Annotated in this window: 14 protein-coding genes, 1 rRNA gene and 1 riboswitch; of the genes, 11 read left to right on the forward strand and 4 right to left on the reverse strand. The window is 57.4% G+C overall.

The genetic code is table 11. The features are described from left to right. Positions 1-61 precede the first annotated feature (61 nt). A complete protein-coding gene (locus tag ACUW6V_RS18570) occupies positions 62-1,153 on the forward strand; it encodes a fimbrial protein (RefSeq protein ID WP_007892490.1) in 1,092 nt (363 codons plus the stop codon). Positions 1,154-1,220: 67 nt separating this feature from the next. Here ACUW6V_RS18570 and ppc read toward each other — a convergent pair whose 3' ends face one another. Next, a complete protein-coding gene (gene ppc, locus ACUW6V_RS18575; protein WP_454038758.1) occupies positions 1,221-3,872 on the reverse strand; it encodes a phosphoenolpyruvate carboxylase in 2,652 nt (883 codons plus the stop codon). A 567-nt stretch (positions 3,873-4,439) separates the two neighbouring features. Continuing rightward, on the reverse strand, positions 4,440-5,591 hold the full coding sequence (gene argE / locus ACUW6V_RS18580; protein ID WP_004386943.1) for an acetylornithine deacetylase: 1,152 nt from the start codon (positions 5,589-5,591) through the stop codon (positions 4,440-4,442). Positions 5,592-5,771: 180 nt separating this feature from the next. Between argE and argC the strand changes: the two genes are divergently transcribed. The 5 genes from argC to oxyR all read left to right on the forward strand — a co-directional run bounded on the left by argC (position 5,772) and on the right by oxyR (position 11,635). Next, positions 5,772-6,776, forward strand: a complete 1,005-nt coding sequence (argC, locus tag ACUW6V_RS18585; RefSeq protein WP_014729831.1) for an N-acetyl-gamma-glutamyl-phosphate reductase — start codon at positions 5,772-5,774, stop codon at positions 6,774-6,776. Positions 6,777-6,790: 14 nt separating this feature from the next. Continuing rightward, positions 6,791-7,567: an acetylglutamate kinase gene (gene argB, locus ACUW6V_RS18590; RefSeq protein ID WP_105580326.1), complete on the forward strand. Its 777-nt coding sequence runs from the start codon at positions 6,791-6,793 to the stop codon at positions 7,565-7,567. Positions 7,568-7,594: 27 nt separating this feature from the next. Continuing rightward, entirely contained in the window at positions 7,595-8,812 is a 1,218-nt protein-coding gene (locus ACUW6V_RS18595; protein ID WP_004386940.1) for an argininosuccinate synthase, read from the forward strand. Between the two features lie 251 nt (positions 8,813-9,063). Beyond that, positions 9,064-10,437, forward strand: coding sequence for an argininosuccinate lyase (gene argH / locus ACUW6V_RS18600; protein ID WP_007892504.1), 1,374 nt, complete (start codon positions 9,064-9,066; stop codon positions 10,435-10,437). 280 nt (positions 10,438-10,717) lie between these two features. Continuing rightward, entirely contained in the window at positions 10,718-11,635 is a 918-nt protein-coding gene (oxyR, locus tag ACUW6V_RS18605) for a DNA-binding transcriptional regulator OxyR (RefSeq protein WP_004386937.1), read from the forward strand. On the opposite strand, the gene sthA is transcribed toward oxyR, so the two are convergent. Continuing rightward, the gene (gene sthA, locus ACUW6V_RS18610; protein ID WP_007779293.1) at positions 11,618-13,018 is read right to left on the reverse strand and encodes a Si-specific NAD(P)(+) transhydrogenase; all 1,401 of its coding nucleotides are present in this window, start codon (positions 13,016-13,018) and stop codon (positions 11,618-11,620) included. The genes oxyR and sthA overlap by 18 nt on opposite strands. A gap of 193 nt (positions 13,019-13,211) precedes the next feature. Between sthA and fabR the strand changes: the two genes are divergently transcribed. Both fabR and ACUW6V_RS18620 read left to right on the forward strand, forming a co-directional pair. Continuing rightward, on the forward strand, positions 13,212-13,850 hold the full coding sequence (gene fabR, locus ACUW6V_RS18615; RefSeq protein WP_007779290.1) for an HTH-type transcriptional repressor FabR: 639 nt from the start codon (positions 13,212-13,214) through the stop codon (positions 13,848-13,850). Between the two features lie 10 nt (positions 13,851-13,860). Then, positions 13,861-14,220 (forward strand): YijD family membrane protein, encoded by a 360-nt coding sequence (locus tag ACUW6V_RS18620; RefSeq protein ID WP_454038759.1) that lies wholly within the window; start codon positions 13,861-13,863, stop codon positions 14,218-14,220. A gap of 27 nt (positions 14,221-14,247) precedes the next feature. On the opposite strand, the gene trmA is transcribed toward ACUW6V_RS18620, so the two are convergent. After that, positions 14,248-15,348: a tRNA (uridine(54)-C5)-methyltransferase TrmA gene (gene trmA, locus ACUW6V_RS18625; RefSeq protein WP_032973505.1), complete on the reverse strand. Its 1,101-nt coding sequence runs from the start codon at positions 15,346-15,348 to the stop codon at positions 14,248-14,250. Positions 15,349-15,467: 119 nt separating this feature from the next. Next, positions 15,468-15,652: riboswitch (cobalamin riboswitch) on the forward strand. A gap of 70 nt (positions 15,653-15,722) precedes the next feature. On the opposite strand from trmA, the gene btuB reads away from it, so the two are divergent. From btuB to ACUW6V_RS18640, 3 genes are all read left to right on the forward strand, one after another. Next, entirely contained in the window at positions 15,723-17,573 is a 1,851-nt protein-coding gene (btuB, locus tag ACUW6V_RS18630) for a TonB-dependent vitamin B12 receptor BtuB (protein ID WP_041460752.1), read from the forward strand. Further along, positions 17,518-18,369 carry a glutamate racemase gene (murI, locus tag ACUW6V_RS18635; RefSeq protein ID WP_041460629.1) on the forward strand — a complete coding sequence of 284 codons (852 nt, stop codon included), beginning with the start codon at positions 17,518-17,520 and terminating at the stop codon, positions 18,367-18,369. The genes btuB and murI overlap by 56 nt, the downstream gene beginning before the upstream one ends. A 366-nt stretch (positions 18,370-18,735) precedes the next feature. Then, a 16S ribosomal RNA gene (locus ACUW6V_RS18640) occupies positions 18,736-19,018 on the forward strand; the annotation flags it as partial.

Genomic DNA, 19,018 nt, shown 5'->3' on the forward strand with positions numbered 1-19,018 from the left:
GATGCACTGTAAAGAGGGAATTATGGCTGTAAGGAAAACCGTTTTATCTCTCGGAGCCGGGATGCTTCTGCTGCTGCTATTCAGCAGAGACGCGCTGGCTTCTACCTCCTGTTCTTATCACACCGGATCGCACGCGGTGAACGTGACGCTGCCGATTAACGGGACGATTTCCGTCGGCTCTGACGCCTCTGACGGGCGCACGCTCTACCGGTTGCATTACATGCCCAGCGCGCCGGTCAAGATTGACTGTCTCTCGACCGACAGCATTCCGTACGACGTTTCGTATGATTATCACTGGACCAGCACGCCGCACGCGCTCTCACCGTGGAGCGGCTCGCCGTTCCCCAACAAAGTCTGGGACACTAACCTGCCGGGCGTGGGGGTCGCGGTATGGGCGCAGGGTGACAAAAACATCGCTATTCCGGGAACCTATTACATCGATACCATTCGACCTGAACCCAATCAGAACGTGAACCATACGGTAAACAGTGAGTTCTGGCTCTATCTCATCAAAACCGGCCCTATTCAGCCGGGATATGTGAACGGCCAGGATCTGCCGTCGATGGCGATTGACTTCATCGCGTCAGGCGCCGCTGGCAGTCCGCTTAACGCGCTGAAAATCAATTTTACTGGTTCGGTCAATATCGCCGCGCTCTCCTGTACCACGCCGGATGTGAATGTGAAGCTTGGCACCTGGAGCGCGGAGAATGATTTCAGCGGCGTAGGAAGCGGGACAGAGTGGCGCGATGCGTCGATTACCCTGACCAACTGCCCGCGCGCCTGGGGTATTCGTACCAATATTGACGCGAATGATAGCGGCATCACGACGATGGGTAACGCCTCGCCAAACCCGGTGTGGATCACGATGAAGCCTTCCACGACGGTGATTGATGCGAACAACGGTATCTTCTCCGTGACGCCTGGCAGCGACAGCGCCAGCGGGATCGGGATTCAGATAGCCAAAGGCAATGTGTCGGATGCGACGCATGAGCCAATGGCGCTGAATACCTATACCAATAACTACTGGAATCTGAGCACGGATGATGTCAACACGCACCGCATTCCGTTTGTGGCGCGTTATGTCCAAACGGAAGACCGTATGCGCCCTGGCAAAGCAAACGGCGCGATTACGTTTACGGTGCTCTATTACTGACGCTGACCGTTGCGCCCATAAAAAAAGCCCCGGCATGCCGGGGCTTTTTATCCTCTGAGGCGCGACATCAGCCCGTGTTGCGCATCCCTGCCGCGACGCCTGCGATGGTGACCATTAGCGCCTGTTCAACGCACGGATCGGCGGGTTTGCCTTCTTCTTCCGCCAGACGTGAACGGTGCAACAGCTCTGCCTGAAGCACGTTCAGCGGGTCGGTGTAGATATTACGCAGCTGGATGGACTCGGCAATCCACGGCAGGTCCGCCATCAGATGCGAGTCGTTGGCGATATCCAGCACCACTTTGATGTCGGCTTCCAGCAACTGACGCAGCTCACGGCCGAGCGGCCAGAGTTCCTTTTTCACCAGACGCTGATCGTAATATTCCGCCAGCCACAGATCCGCTTTGGCGAAGACCATCTCCAGCATGCCGAGGCGCGTGGAGAAGAACGGCCAGTCGCTGCACATGGTTTCCAGCTCGTCCTGTTTGCCATCTTCCACCACTTTTTGCAGCGCGGCGCCCGCGCCAAGCCAGGCGGGCAGCATCAGACGGTTTTGCGTCCAGGCGAAAATCCACGGAATGGCGCGCAGCGATTCCACGCCGCCGGTCGGGCGACGCTTGGCCGGACGTGAACCGAGCGGCAGTTTGCCAAGTTCTTGTTCTGGCGTTGCCGAGCGGAAGTACGGCACGAAATCGTTGTTTTCACGCACATAGCCGCGGTACATGGTGCAGGAGATGTCAGAAAGCTCATCCATGATGTGACGCCAGGCGGCTTTCGGCTCCGGCGGCGGCAGCAGGTTGGCCTCCAGAATGGCGCTGGTGTAAAGCGACAGGCTGCTGATGGTGACTTCCGGCAGACCATATTTAAAGCGGATCATCTCGCCCTGTTCGGTCACGCGCAGGCCGCCTTTCAGGCTGCCCGGCGGCTGGGAGAGCAGGGCAGCGTGCGCCGGCGCGCCGCCGCGGCCAATAGAGCCGCCGCGACCGTGGAACAGCGTCAGCGCGATGCCTGCTTTCTCGCAGGTTTTGATCAGCGCGTCCTGCGCCTGGTACTGCGCCCAGGAGGCGGCCATCACGCCCGCGTCTTTCGCGGAGTCGGAATAGCCAATCATCACCATCTGTTTGCCCTGAATAAAGCCGCGATACCAGTCGATATTCAGCAACTGGGTCATCACGTCGTTGGCGTTGTTCAGGTCGTCGAGCGTTTCAAACAGCGGAGCCACCGGCAGCGCAAAGCCAATGCCCGCTTCTTTCAGCAGCAGGTGAACGGCCAGCACGTCGGATGGCGTTTTCGCCATGGAAATCACATAAGCGGCGATCGAGCCTTTCGGCGCTTCGGCGATCACTTTGCAGGTTTCCAGCACTTCGCGGGTGTTGTCGCTCGGCTCCCACTGGCGCGGCAGCAGCGGACGTTTGGAGTTCAGTTCGCGAACCAGGAACGCCTGTTTATCGGCTTCCGACCAGCTTTCGTAGTCGCCAATGCCGAGATAACGGGTCAGCTCGCCCAGCGCTTCGGTGTGGCGGGTGCTCTCCTGACGGATGTCGATACGCACCAGCGGCACGCCGAAGGCTTTCACGCGGCGCAGCGTGTCGAGCAGTTCGCCGTTGGCGATGATCCCAAGACCACAGGCGACGAGCGATTCATAACAGGCGTAGAGCGGCTCCCAGAGCTGTTCGTTCTGCGTCAGCAGGCCCTGCGGCTTCGGCAGTTTCTGGCCTTTCAGGCGCGCTTCGAGCCAGGCCTGGGTAGCGAGCAGCTGCGCGCGCAGCCCTTTCAGCAGGTAACGGTAAGGCTCCTGTGCGCCCTCGGTGCCAACATATTCGCGCAGCGCGTCGCTGCACTCGACCATCGAGAGCTCGGAAATCAGCACCTGAATATCTTTCAGGAACAGGTCGGTCGCTTTCCAGCGGCTCAGCAGAAGGACGTGACGGGTGATATCCGCGGTGACGTTCGGGTTGCCGTCGCGGTCGCCGCCCATCCAGGAGGTGAAACGCACCGGCACAAAATCCACCGGCAGTTTGTAATCGAGATGCGCTTCCAGCTGTTCGTTCAGCTCGCGCAGATAATTCGGCACGCCTTCCCAGAGGCTGTTTTCCACCACGGCGAAGCCCCATTTGGCTTCGTCCACCGGGCTCGGACGGTTTTTGCGAATTTCATCGGTGTGCCAGGACTGCGCGATAAGCTGGCGCAGGCGGCGCATGATCTGGTTGCGCTCGTAATCAGCGATATCTTTGTGGTCGAGCTGTTTTAAGCAGTTATTCACTTCGACCATTTTGTGAATAAGCGTGCGGCGGGTGATCTCGGTCGGGTGCGCGGTCAGCACCAGTTCCAGCGACAGCGATTCCACGGCCTGACGGATGGCGGTTTCGTTGATGTCGGGCTGATCTTTGAGCTTACGCAGGGTGCGGGCGATAATTTCCGGGTTGCTGGCGGCTTCGCCTTTCGGCGAGATGCTGTGGTATTGCTCGGCGGTGTTGGCCAGGTTCAGGAACTGGCTGAACGCGCGGGCCACCGGCAGCAGTTCATCGTTGGAAAGGTTTTGCAGCGTGGTTAACAGCGCCTGGCGGTCTGCTTCATTGCCAGCACGGGACGACTTCGACAACTTGCGGATTGTTTCTACGCGGTCAAGGATGTTTTCTCCCAGCGCATCCTTGATGGTATCCCCGAGCAACTTGCCGAGCATACTGACATTGCTTCGCAAAGCGGAATATTGTTCGTTCATATAACCCCAGACACCCCATCTCACTTGTAAATGTCCTGTATCTTTCAAGCCGCAGCTGTGTTGGCTGCACTCGCCCACCCAGGTCACTTACTTATGTAAGCTCCCTGGGATGGGCTCGTTTGCCGCCTTGCTGCAACTTGAAATCTTTCGGACATAGCTCTTTGTCGTCTTTTATAAAGCCACGTGAAATCCCGTTCGTCAATTGCTGCGAAATCGCTTCAGCAGGTGAATAAAGTGCGGCAATTTATGAAAGTTAATTCACGTTATTGCAGATAAGTAACGCTTATGAAGATAGCGTGCAGGCGAGCGGCGCGATGTGCAGTCACACGCGCTGCGGCAGGGCGTAAAAGCAGTGAAATGGGCTGCATGTGACGAGCGGACTGGCGGGTGCGCATGGCTTACCCGCCCTACGGTGAAACGGTGGTGTTACAACGGCGGGTGCGCTTTGCTTACCCGCCCTACGGTGAAAGGGCGGTGTTACAACGGCGGGTACCCGCCCTGGGGGATGAGATATGGATTTTCGTAGGGTGGATAAGCGCAGCGCATCCACCGTGATATTCAGGGCATTCAGTGCCAGCAGAAGTGATGCACCACCTGCGAAATCAGCTCACGGGTTGGCTTGATAAACCGCGTTTCCAGATATTCATCCGGCTGGTGAGCCTGATTAATCGAGCCGGGGCCTAACACCAGCGTCGGGCAAATCGTCTGAATAAACGGCGCTTCGGTACAGTAGTTCACCACATCGGTTTGCGCGCCGAGCAGATTTTCCACTACCTGCACCAGTTTATGATCCGGCGGACATTCGTAGCCAGGGATTGGCGGATGCAGATCAAACACCGTCAGACGGCCCGGCCAGCGCAGGCTTACCGGCTCCAGCGCCTCGTTCAGAAGCCCGCTTAAATCGTCAAGCGTCATGCCCGGCAGCGGACGAATATCCATATGCAGCTCGCAGCAGGCGCAAATGCGGTTCGACGCATCACCGCCATGAATGTGGCCGAGGTTAAGCGTCGGATAAGGCACCGTAAACGCGTCATAGTGATAGCGTTCTTTAAGCGAGTCGCGCAGCTGCATAATGCGCCCGATGGCGTCATGCATCAGCTCGATGGCATTCACGCCGCGCTCCGGGTCGCTGGAGTGGCCGGATTGCCCCTGCACGCGAATGGCGCTGGAGATATGGCCTTTATGGGCGCGGATGGGCTGGAGCGACGTCGGCTCGCCGATGATGGCGCAGTCTGGTCGCAACGCGGTCGTTTCAGCGAAATAGCGCGCCCCCGCCATGCTTGTCTCTTCATCCGCGGTCGCCAGGATGTAGAGCGGTTTTTTCAGCTGCGTCACATCCACGTCACGCAGCGCATCAAGAATAAACGCGAAAAAGCCTTTCATGTCGGCGGTGCCGAGGCCGAACAGTTTATTGTCATGCTCGGTCAGCGTGAAAGGGTCGCGCGTCCAGCGTCCGTCGTCGAAAGGCACGGTATCGGTATGTCCGGCCAGCAACAGGCCGCCTGCGCCGCTGCCGGTGCTCGCCAGCATATTGAATTTATTGCGCGTACCGGGAACCGGCTGCACTTCGACCTGGAAGCCGAGACTGCCAAACCAGTCCGCCAACAAATTGATTAAAGTCGCATTACTCTGATCGAGCGCGCTGTCGGTGGCGCTGATGGAAGGTGTGGCGATAAGCGCGCGGTAAATCTCGATAAATGGCGGTAATTTCATTTTCACTGTTGACAGACCTCAGGTCGTGATAGTATCAATATTCATGCAGTATTTATGAATAAAAATACATTAACGTTGAGCGTAAGGGAACCGCCGGGTTCCGGTGAAGACGATACGCTCGCGGACGCGGCAACGGCCCGGAGGCCCGCGCCTGAAATACATGACGGTAGAAGGTATCCAGCCCCGATGTTGAACACGCTGATTGTTGGCGCCAGTGGTTATGCCGGCGCAGAGCTTGCGACCTACGTGAATCGCCATCCGCATATGAACATAACCGCATTGACGGTCTCAGCGCAAAGCAATGATGCGGGAAAGTTAATCTCCGATCTGCATCCGCAGCTGAAAGGCGTGCTTGACCTGCCGCTGCAGCCGATGAGCGACATTCGCGAGTTCACCGACGGCGTGGATGTGGTGTTTCTCGCTACCGCCCATGAAGTCAGCCACGATCTCGCGCCGCAGTTTCTTGATGCGGGCTGCGTGGTGTTTGACCTTTCCGGCGCCTTTCGCGTTAACGACGCCGCGTTCTACGACAAATTTTACGGATTCACGCACCAGCACCCGGAGCTGCTGGCGCAGGCGGTGTATGGCCTGGCGGAGTGGAACCGCGATGCGCTGAAGGAAGCGACGCTGGTGGCGGTGCCGGGATGCTACCCGACCGCGGCGCAGCTTTCGCTGAAACCGCTGATTGACGCCGGTTTGCTGGATCTCAACCAGTGGCCGGTGATTAACGCTACCAGCGGCGTGAGCGGCGCGGGGCGGAAAGCGGCTATCTCTAACAGCTTCTGTGAAGTGAGCCTTCAGCCTTACGGCATTTTTACGCATCGCCATCAGCCGGAAATCGCGAGCCATCTGGGCGCGGAGGTGATCTTCACGCCGCACCTCGGCAGCTTCCCGCGCGGCATTCTGGAAACCATCACCTGTCGCCTGAAGCCGGGGGTGAGCGCGCAGCAAGTCGCCGCCACCTTCCAGGACGCTTACGGCGACAAACCGCTGGTGCGGCTGTATGACAAAGGCGTGCCCGCGCTGAAAAACGTGGTGGGTCTGCCGTTTTGCGATATCGGCTTCGCCGTGCAGGGCGAACATCTGATCGTGGTCGCCACGGAAGATAACCTGCTGAAAGGCGCCGCCGCGCAGGCGGTGCAGTGTATGAATATTCGTTTTGGCTTTGCCGAAACGCAGTCACTTATTTAACCGAGTCAGGTGTGATGATGAACCCGTTAATCATTAAGTTAGGCGGTGTGTTGCTCGACAGCGAAGAGGCGCTAGAGCGTCTTTTTACCGCCCTCGTTAACTACCGCAAGGAGCATCAGCGCCCGCTGGTCATCGTTCACGGCGGCGGCTGCCTCGTTGACGACCTGATGAAGCAGCTCAACCTGCCGGTGAAAAAGAAAGACGGCCTGCGCGTCACGCCTGCCGATCAAATCGACATTATTACCGGCGCGCTGGCGGGCACCGCCAACAAGACGCTCCTCGCCTGGGCGAAAAAACATGGTATTGCCTCCGTCGGCCTGTTTCTGGGCGACGGCGACAGCGTCAGCGTGACGCCGCTTGATGAAGAACTGGGCCATGTGGGCCAGGCGCATCCGGGGTCGCCGAAGCTGATTAACACGCTGCTGGAAAACGGCTTTATGCCGGTGATTAGCTCGATTGGCGTCACCGATAACGGCGACCTGATGAACGTGAACGCCGACCAGGCGGCCACGGCGCTTGCGGCGACGCTTGGCGCGGATCTGATTCTGCTCTCTGACGTGAGCGGCATTCTGGACGGCAAAGGCCAGCGCATCGCTGAGATGACCTCTGCGAAAGCCGAGCAGCTTATCGCCCAGGGCATCATCACCGACGGGATGATCGTTAAAGTGCATGCGGCGCTGGACGCCGCCCGCACGCTGGGCCGCCCGGTGGACATCGCCTCCTGGCGCTACGCGGAGCAGTTGCCCGCCCTGTTTAATGGCGTGTCCATCGGCACGCGCATTTTGGCCTGATTACAAATTTTTTAAAGGAAAAAGACAATGCAAAATCACGGCATCAAAAAAGTGGTTCTCGCTTACTCCGGCGGCCTCGACACCTCTGCCATCATTCCGTGGCTGAAAGAAAACTATGAAGGCTGCGACGTGGTCGCCTGCGTGGTCGATATCGGCCAGGATCGTGACGATCTGAAAGGCGTTGAGCAGAAAGCGCTGCGCTCCGGCGCGTCCGAGTGCTATGTGGTCGATGCGCGTGAAGAGTTCATCAAAGATTACGTGTACCCGGTGCTGCAAACCGGCGCGCTGTATGAAGGCAGCTATCTGCTGGGCACCTCAATGGCGCGTCCGCTGATCGCCAAAGCGCTGGTGGACGTGGCGAAAAAAGTGGGCGCCGACGCGCTGTGTCACGGCGCGACGGGTAAAGGCAACGACCAGGTGCGTTTTGAATCCGCCTGGGCGGCGCTGGCCCCGCACCTGAAAGTTATCGCCCCGTGGCGTGAGTGGAACCTGCGTTCCCGTGAAGCGCTGCTGGATTATCTGAAAGCGCGCGATATCCCGACCACCGCGTCGCTTGAGAAAATCTACAGCCGTGACGAGAACGCCTGGCATATCTCCACCGAAGGCGGCGTGCTGGAAAGCCCGTGGAATGCCCCGAACCAGGATTGCTGGGTCTGGACCGTCGATCCTAAAGACGCGCCGGATGAGGCGGAGCAGGTGACCGTGACCGTTGAGAAAGGCAACGTGGTTGCGGTTAACGGCGAGCATCTGACCCCGTTTGGCTGCCTGGAAGTGCTGAACAAAATCGGCGCGAAGCATGGCGTGGGCCGTATCGATATCGTGGAAAACCGTCTGGTGGGTATTAAATCCCGCGGCTGCTACGAAACCCCGGGGGGCACCATTATGATGGCGGCGCTGCGCGGCGTTGAGCAGCTGGTGCTGGATCGCGACAGCTTCAAATGGCGTGAGCAGGTAGGCCTTGAGATGTCTTACGTGGTGTACGACGGCCGCTGGTTTGCCCCGCTGCGTCAGTCCCTGCAGGCGGCGGCGCAGTCGCTGGCTGAGCAGGTGAGCGGCGAAGTGGTGCTGGAGCTCTATAAAGGCCGTGTGACCGCGATTCAGAAGAAATCGACCAACAGCCTGTATAACGAAGAGTTCGCGACCTTCGGCGAAGACGAAGTGTATGACCACAGCCATGCGGGCGGCTTTATCCGTCTGTTCTCGCTCTCTTCACGCATCCGTGCGCTGAATGAGCTGAAGAAGTAATCTGCTGTTGCGTGGATGGCGGGTGCGCTGACGCTTACCCGCCCTACGCGCGGTAAGGGGAGCACGGGTAAGCGAAGCGCCCCGTCGCATAAAAGCAGCACAACATTTGTAGGGCGGGCAAGCGAAACGCCCCGTCGTAGTTTGTAGGGCGGGTAAGCGCAGCGCACCCGCATTTAAGAGATAACCAGAACAGTCGTAGTGCGGGGAAGCAAAGCACCCCCGCCATTGCAAGACAGATAACGGAGCGGATTATGGCACTTTGGGGCGGACGTTTTACTCAGGCGGCAGACGGGCGGTTTAAACAATTTAATGACTCTCTGCGCTTTGATTACCGACTCGCCGAGCAGGACATTATCGGCTCCGTAGCCTGGTCTAAAGCGCTGGTTACGGTCGGCGTACTGACCGCGCAGGAGCAGAGCCAGCTTGAAGGCGCGCTCAATACGCTGCTGGAAGAGGTGCTGGAAAACCCGCACGCGATTCTGGAAAGCGACGCGGAGGATATTCACAGCTGGGTGGAAGGCAAGCTTATCGATAAAGTCGGGCCGCTCGGCAAAAAACTGCATACCGGACGCAGCCGTAACGACCAGGTCGCCACTGACCTGAAGCTCTGGTGCAAAACCCAGGTGCATGCGCTGCTGAGCGCCACGCGTCAGCTCCAGCAGGCGCTGGTGGTCACCGCCGAGGAAAACCAGGATGCGGTGATGCCGGGTTACACCCATCTGCAACGCGCCCAGCCGGTGACGTTTGCGCACTGGTGCCTGGCGTATGTCGAAATGCTGGCGCGCGATGAAAGCCGCCTGAAAGATACGCTGAAACGTCTGGACGTCAGCCCGCTTGGCAGTGGCGCGCTCGCCGGTACGGCGTATGAGATAGACCGTGAACAACTGGCGGGCTGGCTCGGCTTCGCAAGCGCCACGCGCAACAGCCTGGACAGCGTTTCCGATCGCGACCATGTGCTGGAGCTGCTGTCGGACGCCGCCATCAGCATGGTGCATCTGTCGCGTTTCGCCGAAGACCTGATTTTCTTTAACTCCGGCGAAGCGGGGTTTGTCGAGCTGTCCGATCGCGTGACGTCCGGTTCCTCGTTAATGCCGCAGAAGAAAAACCCGGACGCGCTGGAGCTTATTCGCGGCAAGTGCGGCCGCGTTCAGGGCGCGCTCACCGGCATGATGATGACGCTGAAAGGCCTGCCGCTCGCGTACAACAAAGACATGCAGGAAGATAAAGAAGGGCTGTTCGACGCGCTCGACACCTGGCTTGATTGCCTGCATATGGCGGCGCTGGTGCTGGACGGCATTCAGGTGAAACGTCCGCGCTGCCAGGAAGCCGCGCAGCAGGGCTACGCTAACGCCACGGAACTGGCGGATTATCTGGTCGCTAAAGGCGTGCCGTTCCGCGAAGCGCACCACATTGTGGGCGAGGCGGTGGTAGAGGCGATTCGTCAGGGCAAACCGCTGGAAGATCTGGCGCTCGGCGACCTGCAAAAATTCAGCCCGGTAATCAGTGACGATGTGTACCCGGTGCTGTCGCTCCAGTCGTGTCTTGATAAGCGCGCGGCGCAGGGCGGCGTGTCGCCGGTACAGGTGGCGCAGGCCATTAGCGCGGCGAAAGCGCGACTGGCATAATAGCGAATGGCAGAAGAAAGCCCGGCGGATGTCGGGCTTTTTTTATGCGTCCCGAAAAGCAGGCAAAAAAAAAGCGGACTTACTGTCCGCTAAATAGTTCACGTTGGCTTTAGTTATACGGCTAACAGAGAGACTCTGTGTGCGGGTTATCACTCAGTGAGGGTAACGAGTGATGTTCTCCGCGGCTGAGGCTATTATTCACTTTCGTGCTTGATAGGGATAATCGTTGGTTGCTATGCTATCTATCGCCATGAACTATCATGGCGGCGGAGGATGAAGAATGAATATTCGTGATCTTGAATACCTGGTGGCCCTTGCCGAACATCGCCATTTCCGGCGTGCGGCGGACGCCTGCCACGTGAGTCAGCCAACCCTGAGCGGTCAAATCCGTAAGCTTGAAGATGAACTCGGCGTGATGCTGCTGGAACGCACCAGCCGCAAAGTGCTGTTCACGCAGGCGGGGCTGCTGCTGGTAGACCAGGCGCGTACCGTTTTACGTGAAGTCAAAGTGCTGAAGGAGATGGCGAGCCAGCAGGGCGAAACCATGTCAGGCCCGCTGCATATAGGCCTTATTCCGACCATCAGCCCTTATCTGCTGCCGCAAATCATCCCGATGCTGCACCAGACCTTCCCCAAACTCGAAATGTATCTGCATGAAGCGCAGACGCATCAACTGCTGGCCCAGCTCGACAGCGGCAAGCTCGACTGCGCTATTCTTGCGCTGGTCAAAGAGAGCGAAGCCTTTATCGAAGTGCCGCTGTTTGATGAGCCGATGCTGCTGGCGGTCTATGAAGATCACCCGTGGGCGGGACGCGACCGCGTGCCGATGGGCGAACTGGCGGGCGAAAAACTGCTGATGCTGGAAGACGGCCACTGCCTGCGCGATCAGGCGATGGGCTTTTGCTTCGAAGCGGGCGCGGATGAAGACACGCATTTCCGCGCGACCAGCCTTGAAACGCTGCGCAATATGGTGGCGGCAGGCAGCGGCATTACGCTTTTGCCTGCGCTCGCCGTACCGCCGGAACGTCATCGCGACGGCGTCGTTTATCTGCCTTGCGTGAAGCCGGAACCGCGACGCACCATTGGTCTGGTGTATCGTCCTGGCTCGCCGCTGCGCAGCCGCTATGAGCAGCTCGCAGAGGCCATCCGCAAACAGATGGATGGCCGTTTCGACAGCGCGTTAAAACAGGCGGTTTAAGCCGTTCAGCGCGGCGACCCGATAGGCTTCCGCCATGGTCGGGTAGTTAAAGGTGGTGTTAACGAAGTACTCAATGGTGTTACCGCCACCTTTCTGCTCCATAATCGCCTGGCCGATATGAATAATCTCGGCCGCGCGCTCCCCAAAGCAGTGAATTCCCAGAATCTCTTTGGTTTCGCGGTGGAACAAAATCTTCAGCGTGCCCACGTTCATACCCACAATTTGCGCGCGCGCCAGGTGTTTAAACTGCGCGCGACCCACTTCGTAAGGCACTTTCATGGCGGTGAGCTGCTGTTCGGTTTTGCCGACGGAGCTGATTTCCGGAATGGTGTAGATGCCGGTTGGAATATCTTCCACCAGGTGCGCCGACGCTACGCCCTGCACCAGCGCCTGCGCGGCGATGCGGCCCTGATCGTAGGCGGCGGAGGCCAGGCTCGGATAACCGATCACATCGCCCACGGCGTAAATGTGTGGCAACGCGGTCTGGTACATGCTGTTCACTTTCAGTAGCCCGCGGCCATCGGCCTCCAGCCCGATATTCTCCAGCGCCAGCGAATCGGTGTTGCCGGTGCGTCCGTTGGCATAGAGCAGGCAGTCAGCTTTCACTTTCTTGCCTGATTTCAGGTGCACAATCACGCCGTCATCCACGCCCTCGATACGCTCATACTCTTCGTTGTGGCGAATCACCACGCCACTGTTCCAGAAGTGGTATGAGAGCGAATCGGACATCTCCTGATCGAGAAACGCCAGCAGGCGGTCGCGGGTGTTGATGAGATCCACCTTGACGTTCATCCCGCGAAAAATCGACGCATATTCACAGCCGATGACGCCCGCACCGTAAATAATCACGTGGCGCGGCTCATGGTGCATGCTGAGGATGGAGTCGCTGTCGTAGATGCGCGAGTGGGTGAAATCCACATCGTCCGGGTGATAGGGACGCGAACCGCAGGCAATCACGAATTTTTCTGCGGTCAGGGTCTCTATCGAGCCGTCGTGACAGGTCAGCTCAATCGTATGCTCGTCAATAAAACGCGCGTCGCCTTGCAGGATCTGGCAGCGGTTGCGCTCATAAAAGCCCTGGCGCATGTTGGTCTGCTGATTGATCACGTTGTCGGCGTGGTTGAGGATGTCGGCGAAAGAGGAACGGAGAGGACGGGAGTGGGCGCTGTATAACGGGTTCTGGTTAAATTCAATGATACGGCTGACGGCGTGGCGTAGCGCTTTCGACGGGATGGTGCCCCAGTGGGTGCAACCGCCGCCGACATTATGGTAGCGCTCAATTACGGCTACCGTGGCGCCCTGTTTCACCAGGCCCATTGCAGCGCCTTCGCCGCCAGGGCCAGAGCCAATCACTATTACATCATAATCGTAGGTTTGTGGCATGGTAAGGCTTACCTTGTTCTTATACATAAAAGCAACAGAATAGTAACATCACCCAAAGAATAACCCAATTCTCCCTGTGCGTTTTGCCATCTCTGGTAGCCTCCGCTTCGTAAACAATCATTCACAATCCGTTATAAACCCGGTAGTTTTAAAACTGGTATAGTGCCGTTTCAACAGGAAGGAATCAGGCAACGTGATGGGCGTCAGAGCGCAACAAAAAGAACGGACCCGGCGATCGCTGGTGGAAGCCGCGTTTAGTCAGCTAAGCGCGGAAAGAAGTTTTGCCAGCCTGAGCCTGCGCGAAGTGGCGCGCGAGGCCGGTATCGCGCCGACTTCGTTTTACCGGCATTTCCGCGATGTGGATGAGCTGGGTCTGACGATGGTGGATGAAAGCGGGCTGATGCTGCGCCAGCTGATGCGCCAGGCGCGCCAGCGTATCGCTAAAGGCGGCAGCGTGATCCGCACGTCGGTTTCCACCTTTATGGAGTTTATCGGCAATAACCCGAACGCCTTCCGGCTGCTGCTGCGCGAGCGCTCCGGCACGTCTGCGGCGTTTCGCGCCGCCGTGGCGCGTGAAATCCAGCATTTCATCGCGGAACTTGCCGATTATCTGGAACTCGAAAATCATATGCCGCGCGCGTTTACCGAGGCCCAGGCGGAGGCGATGGTGACCATTGTCTTTAGCGCTGGCGCTGAGGCGCTGGATGTGAGCCCGGAACAGCGCGGGCAATTAGAAGAGCGACTGGTCTTGCAGCTGCGCATGATTTCCAAAGGCGCTTACTACTGGTACCGTCGCGAACAAGAAAAGATGGCGCAAAATTCCGATAAGTGAAGGGCAAGCAATGAGAAACACGACACAAGAAAAGGGTACGCTGCTGCTGGCGCTGTTAGCCGGCCTGTCAATTAACGGCACCTGCGCGGCGCTGTTTAGCTCCATCGTGCCTTTCTCGATTTTCCCGATTATTTCCCTGGCGCTGACGGTGTACTGTCTGCATCAGCGTTACCTTAACCGCACGATGCCGGTGGGCCTGCCGGGCATTGCCGCAGCCTGCTTTATTCTGGGCGTGCTGCTGTACAGCGCCGTGGTGCGCGCCGAATACCCGGCGATTGGTTCTAACTTCCTGCCGTCGGTGTTATCGGTGGTGGTGCTGTTCTGGATTGGTTTTCGCCTGCGTCAGCGCAAGGCGCGCTACGAAGAGTAAAGAAAGGGCGCCGCGGCGCCCTTTTTATTAGCGGCGCGTTAACAGCACGCCACATTCCATGTGGTGGGTGTAAGGGAACTGATCGAACAGCGCGAGACGCTCGACGCGGTGCGTCTGGCTTAGCGTGTCGAGGTTTTCGCAAAGTGTTTGCGGGTTGCAGGAGATATAAAGGATACGCGGATACGCCTGCACCATTTTGACCGTCTCCTGATCCAGCCCGCTGCGCGGCGGATCGACAAAGATCGTCTCGCACTGATAGCTTTTCAGGTCGATCCCCTGCAGACGGTTAAATTCACGCACGCCGTTCATCGCCTGGGTAAATTCTTCCGCCGCCATGCGGATAATCTGTACGTTGTCGATGTGGTTGGCCGCAATGTTGTATTGCGCGGCGGCGACGGACGGCTTGGCGATTTCTGTCGCCAGCACGCGGTTAAAGTTGCGCGCCAGCGCCAGCGAGAAGTTGCCGTTACCGCAGTAAAGCTCCAGCAGATCGCCCTTTGAACCCTGCGTGACATCCAGCGCCCATTCCAGCATATGAATGTTCATCGCCGCGTTCGGCTGGGTAAAGCTGTTCTCCACCTGGCGGTAAATCATCTCTGTGCCCGCGACCGGCAGGCGCTCGTCGATGTAATCCTGATCGAGCATGATTTTGGTTTTCGTCGCGCGGCCAATGAAATGCACGTCGAAGCCGTCGGCGCGCAGCGCGTCGCGAAGACGCGTCGCCTCTTCACGCCAGGCGTCATCCAGCGCGCGGTGATAGAGCAGCGAGACGACCGCCTGCTGGCTGCGGGTGGTCAGGTAGTCAATCTGGAACAGCTTATGGCGCAGCGTGCGGTTGTCGCGAATGCCCGCGATCATGCGCGGCATCAGGGCGTTAATCAGCTCGCTCGCCGCCGGGAAACTGTCGACGCGAATACGGCTGCGCGTCTCCTGATCGAAAATGATGTGATAAAGGTCGTCGCCGTCATGCCAGAGGCGGAACTCGGCGCGCATGCGGTAGTGGCTTACCGGCGAGCGGAACACCTCCGGCGCTGGCGCGGCGAAAGGCGCCATCATGCTTTGCAGGCGCTCTGTTTTTTCGGCCAGCTGTGCGTCGTATTGATCGATAGGGAGATGTTCAGGGGTCATCATGCGTCCTGGGGTGATAAAAATTTACGCCGGGATTGTAGGGAATGCGGGCGTGATGTCCAGCGTTGATTGTTTTTGCATCATCACAGATGGAAGTCTGGACTTCTGTCTGGCGCTCCATGTAGCATGCCGTTTCCGGTCTCCTGTGAGTGAAAAGGGAATCCAGTGCGAATCTGGAGCTGACGCGCAGCGGTAAAGACAGGTGGGATGAACGCGTTCGCAGACACTGCCGGCCCGCCGGTGGGAAGTCCTCATCCGTAACACACCTCCAAGCCCGAAGACCTGCCGGAGTCACGTCGCATCTCGCGCGCTTATCGCGTTCTATTAAGTGCGCCTGCGGCATCCTATACGTTAAGCGGATGCTTATATTAATGATGATAAAAAAAATCTCGCTGCTGACGGCGCTTTCCGTCACGGCGTTTTCTGGCTGGGCGCAGGATAGCGGCTCAGATTCTCTGGTGGTGACCGCCAACCGTTTTCAGCAACCGGTCAATACAGTGCTGGCGCCGACGTCAGTGGTGACGCGGGAAGATATCGAACGCTGGCAGGCAAACACAGTAATTGATGTTATGCGTCGCCTGCCGGGCGTGGATACTGCCCAAAGCGGCGGAATGGGGCAGCTTTCCTCCCTGTTTATTCGGGGAACGAACTCCAGTCATGTTCTTATTCTTGTCGATGGCATCCGTCTGAACCAGGCGGGGGTAACAGGGTCGTCCGATCTTAGCCAGTTCCCGCTAGCTCTGGTGCAGCGCATTGAATATATTCGCGGACCACGCTCTGCGGTCTATGGATCTGATGCGATTGGTGGAGTAGTGAACATTATCACGACCCGTGCGAAGGATGGCACGACGTTGAACGCGGGGATAGGTTCGCATAGCTACCAAAATTATGGCGGCAGTACCCAGCAGACTCTGGGAGACAATACACGCGTGACGCTGGCGGGTGATTATACCTATACCAGAGGCTTTGACGTGGTTGCTGAGGGTAACAACGGTGGTCTTGCTCAGCCCGATCGTGATGGCTTTATGAATAAAACGCTCTACGGCGCGCTCGAGCATGCTTTTTCTGACCAGTGGACTGGTTTTGTTCGCGGCTATGGCTACAGCAATCGTACGGCCTATGATGGCTATTACAATTCCTTTACGCCTGACGTTTTGGTTGATACCCGTCAACTCTATAGCCAGACCTGGGATGCGGGGCTGCGCTTCAATAACGACCTCTTCCACTCACAGTTACTTTCCAGCTACAGCCACAGCAAAGATTATAATTACGATCCGCATCTGGGGCGTTATGACTCCACGGCTACGCTTGATGAGATCAAACAGTACAACGTTCAGTGGACCAACGCCGTTGATGTTGGCCACGGCAATATCGGCGCAGGTGTTGACTGGCAGAAGCAGAGCACCGAACCGGGTACAAGCTATGTCACGAACGGTTATGACCTGCGTAACACCGGCGTTTATCTGACGGCGTTGCAGAAGTTTGGCGATGTTACGCTTGAAGGAGCAGTCCGTAGCGACGATAACTCCCAGTTTGGCCGTCATGGTACCTGGCAGAGCAGCGCGGCCTGGGAGTTTATTGAAGGGTATCGATTCATTGCCTCTTATGGCACGGCCTATAAAGCGCCTAATCTTGGACAGCTTTACGGTTTCTATGGCAATGACCATCTCGATCCTGAAGAGAGTAAACAGTGGGAAGGCGCGTTTGAAGGTCTTACCGCTGGCGTAAACTGGCGTGTATCCGCGTATCGCAATGACGTTGATAACCTGATCGACTTTAATAACAACCTGCAGGAATATTACAACGTAGGTAAAGCGCGTATTAAAGGCGTAGAAGCCACGGCATCCTTTGATACTGGCCCGCTGACTCATACACTCGGTTACGACTATGTGGATGCTCGCAATGCGGCAACAAACGCATTGTTGGTGCGCCGGGCTAAGCAGCAGGTTAAATATCAGCTGGATACGCAGCTTTATGATTTCGACTGGAGTCTTACATACCATTACCTGGGCACACGCTACGACACTGACTTTAGCACTTATCCGACTCAAAACGTGAAGCTCGGCGGCGTCAGCCTTTGGGATGTCGCGGTTTCGTATCCGGTCACCTCTCACCTTACAGTTCGTGGTAAAATAGCTAATCTGTTCGATAAAGATTACGAGACGGCTTATGGCTACGCGACTGCAGGACGAGAATACACGTTGTCAGGCAGCTACACCTTCTGAGGCCCGCCCAACCATTCTGGTTTTTGATTCCGGCGTGGGTGGGCTTTCTGTTTATGATGAGATCCGGCATCTCCTGCCGGATCTGCATTACATCTACGCTTTCGATAACGTTGCATTCCCCTATGGCGAGAAAAGCGAAGCGTTTATCGTTGAGCGTGTGGTCGAAATTGTGACTGCCGTTCAGGCGCGCTACCCCCTGGCGCTCGCCGTTATCGCCTGCAACTCTGCCAGTACGGTATCTCTCCCTGCCTTGCGTGAAAAATTCGCGTTTCCTGTGGTGGGCGTAGTGCCTGCTATCAAACCGGCTGCGCGTCTGACGGCGAACGGTATGGTAGGGCTGCTCGCGACCCGTGGCACCGTTAAGCGTCCTTATACGCATGAGCTGATTGCGCGCTTCGCCAATGAATGCCAGATAGAAATGCTGGGCTCGGCGGAGCTGGTGGAAATTGCTGAGGCGAAACTGCACGGCGAACCGGTCTCTCTGGAGGCGCTGCGCCGCGTGCTGCGCCCGTGGCTGCGTATGCCGGAGCCGCCGGATACCGTTGTGCTCGGTTGTACGCACTTCCCGCTACTGGCTGAAGAACTGTTGCAGGTGCTGCCGGAAGGCACACGGCTGGTGGACTCGGGCGCGGCGATTGCCAGACGCACCGCGTGGCTGCTGGAGCATGAAGCACCGGATGCGTGTTCTTCTGATGAGAATATTGCTTATTGTATGGCATTAACGCCGGAAGTTGCGCAGTTAATGTCCGTTTTGCAGCGTTATGGGTTCAATAAGCTCGAAAAACTGCCACTCTAAAGGAGTTTTGCACAAAAAAGAGACGGTTGAAAAGTTTTTTGAAATTAGGGGTTGTCAGGCGGAAAGAACTCCCTATAATGCGCCTCCACTGACACGGCACAACGGCAAACGAGCCGGCCCGTCAGGCAGACGAAAGCGAAAATAAACGCTTGACTCTGAAAGAGGAAAGCGTAATATACGCCACCTCGCGACAGCAGGCTGAACGCCGCGTCGCACCGCTCTTTAACAATTTATCAGACAATCTGTGTGGGCACTCGGGGCACTGATATCTTAACGTCTACGGACGATAAACGAATATCAAGTCTCAAGTGAACAACAGTTAATTCATTACGAACTAACAGTTTAATTCTTTGAGCATCAGACTTTTAATTGAAGAGTTTGATCATGGCTCAGATTGAACGCTGGCGGCAGGCCTAACACATGCAAGTCGAACGGTAACAGGGAGCAGCTTGCTGCTCTGCTGACGAGTGGCGGACGGGTGAGTAATGTCTGGGAAACTGCCTGATGGAGGGGGATAACTACTGGAAACGGTAGCTAATACCGCATAACGTCTACGGACCAAAGTGGGGGACCTTCGGGCCTCATGCCATCAGATGTGCCCAGATGGGATTAGCTAGTAGGTGGGGTAACGGCTCACCTAGGCGACGAT

The sequence above is a fragment of the Cronobacter sp. 153480017-3 genome (genome assembly GCF_053627815.1).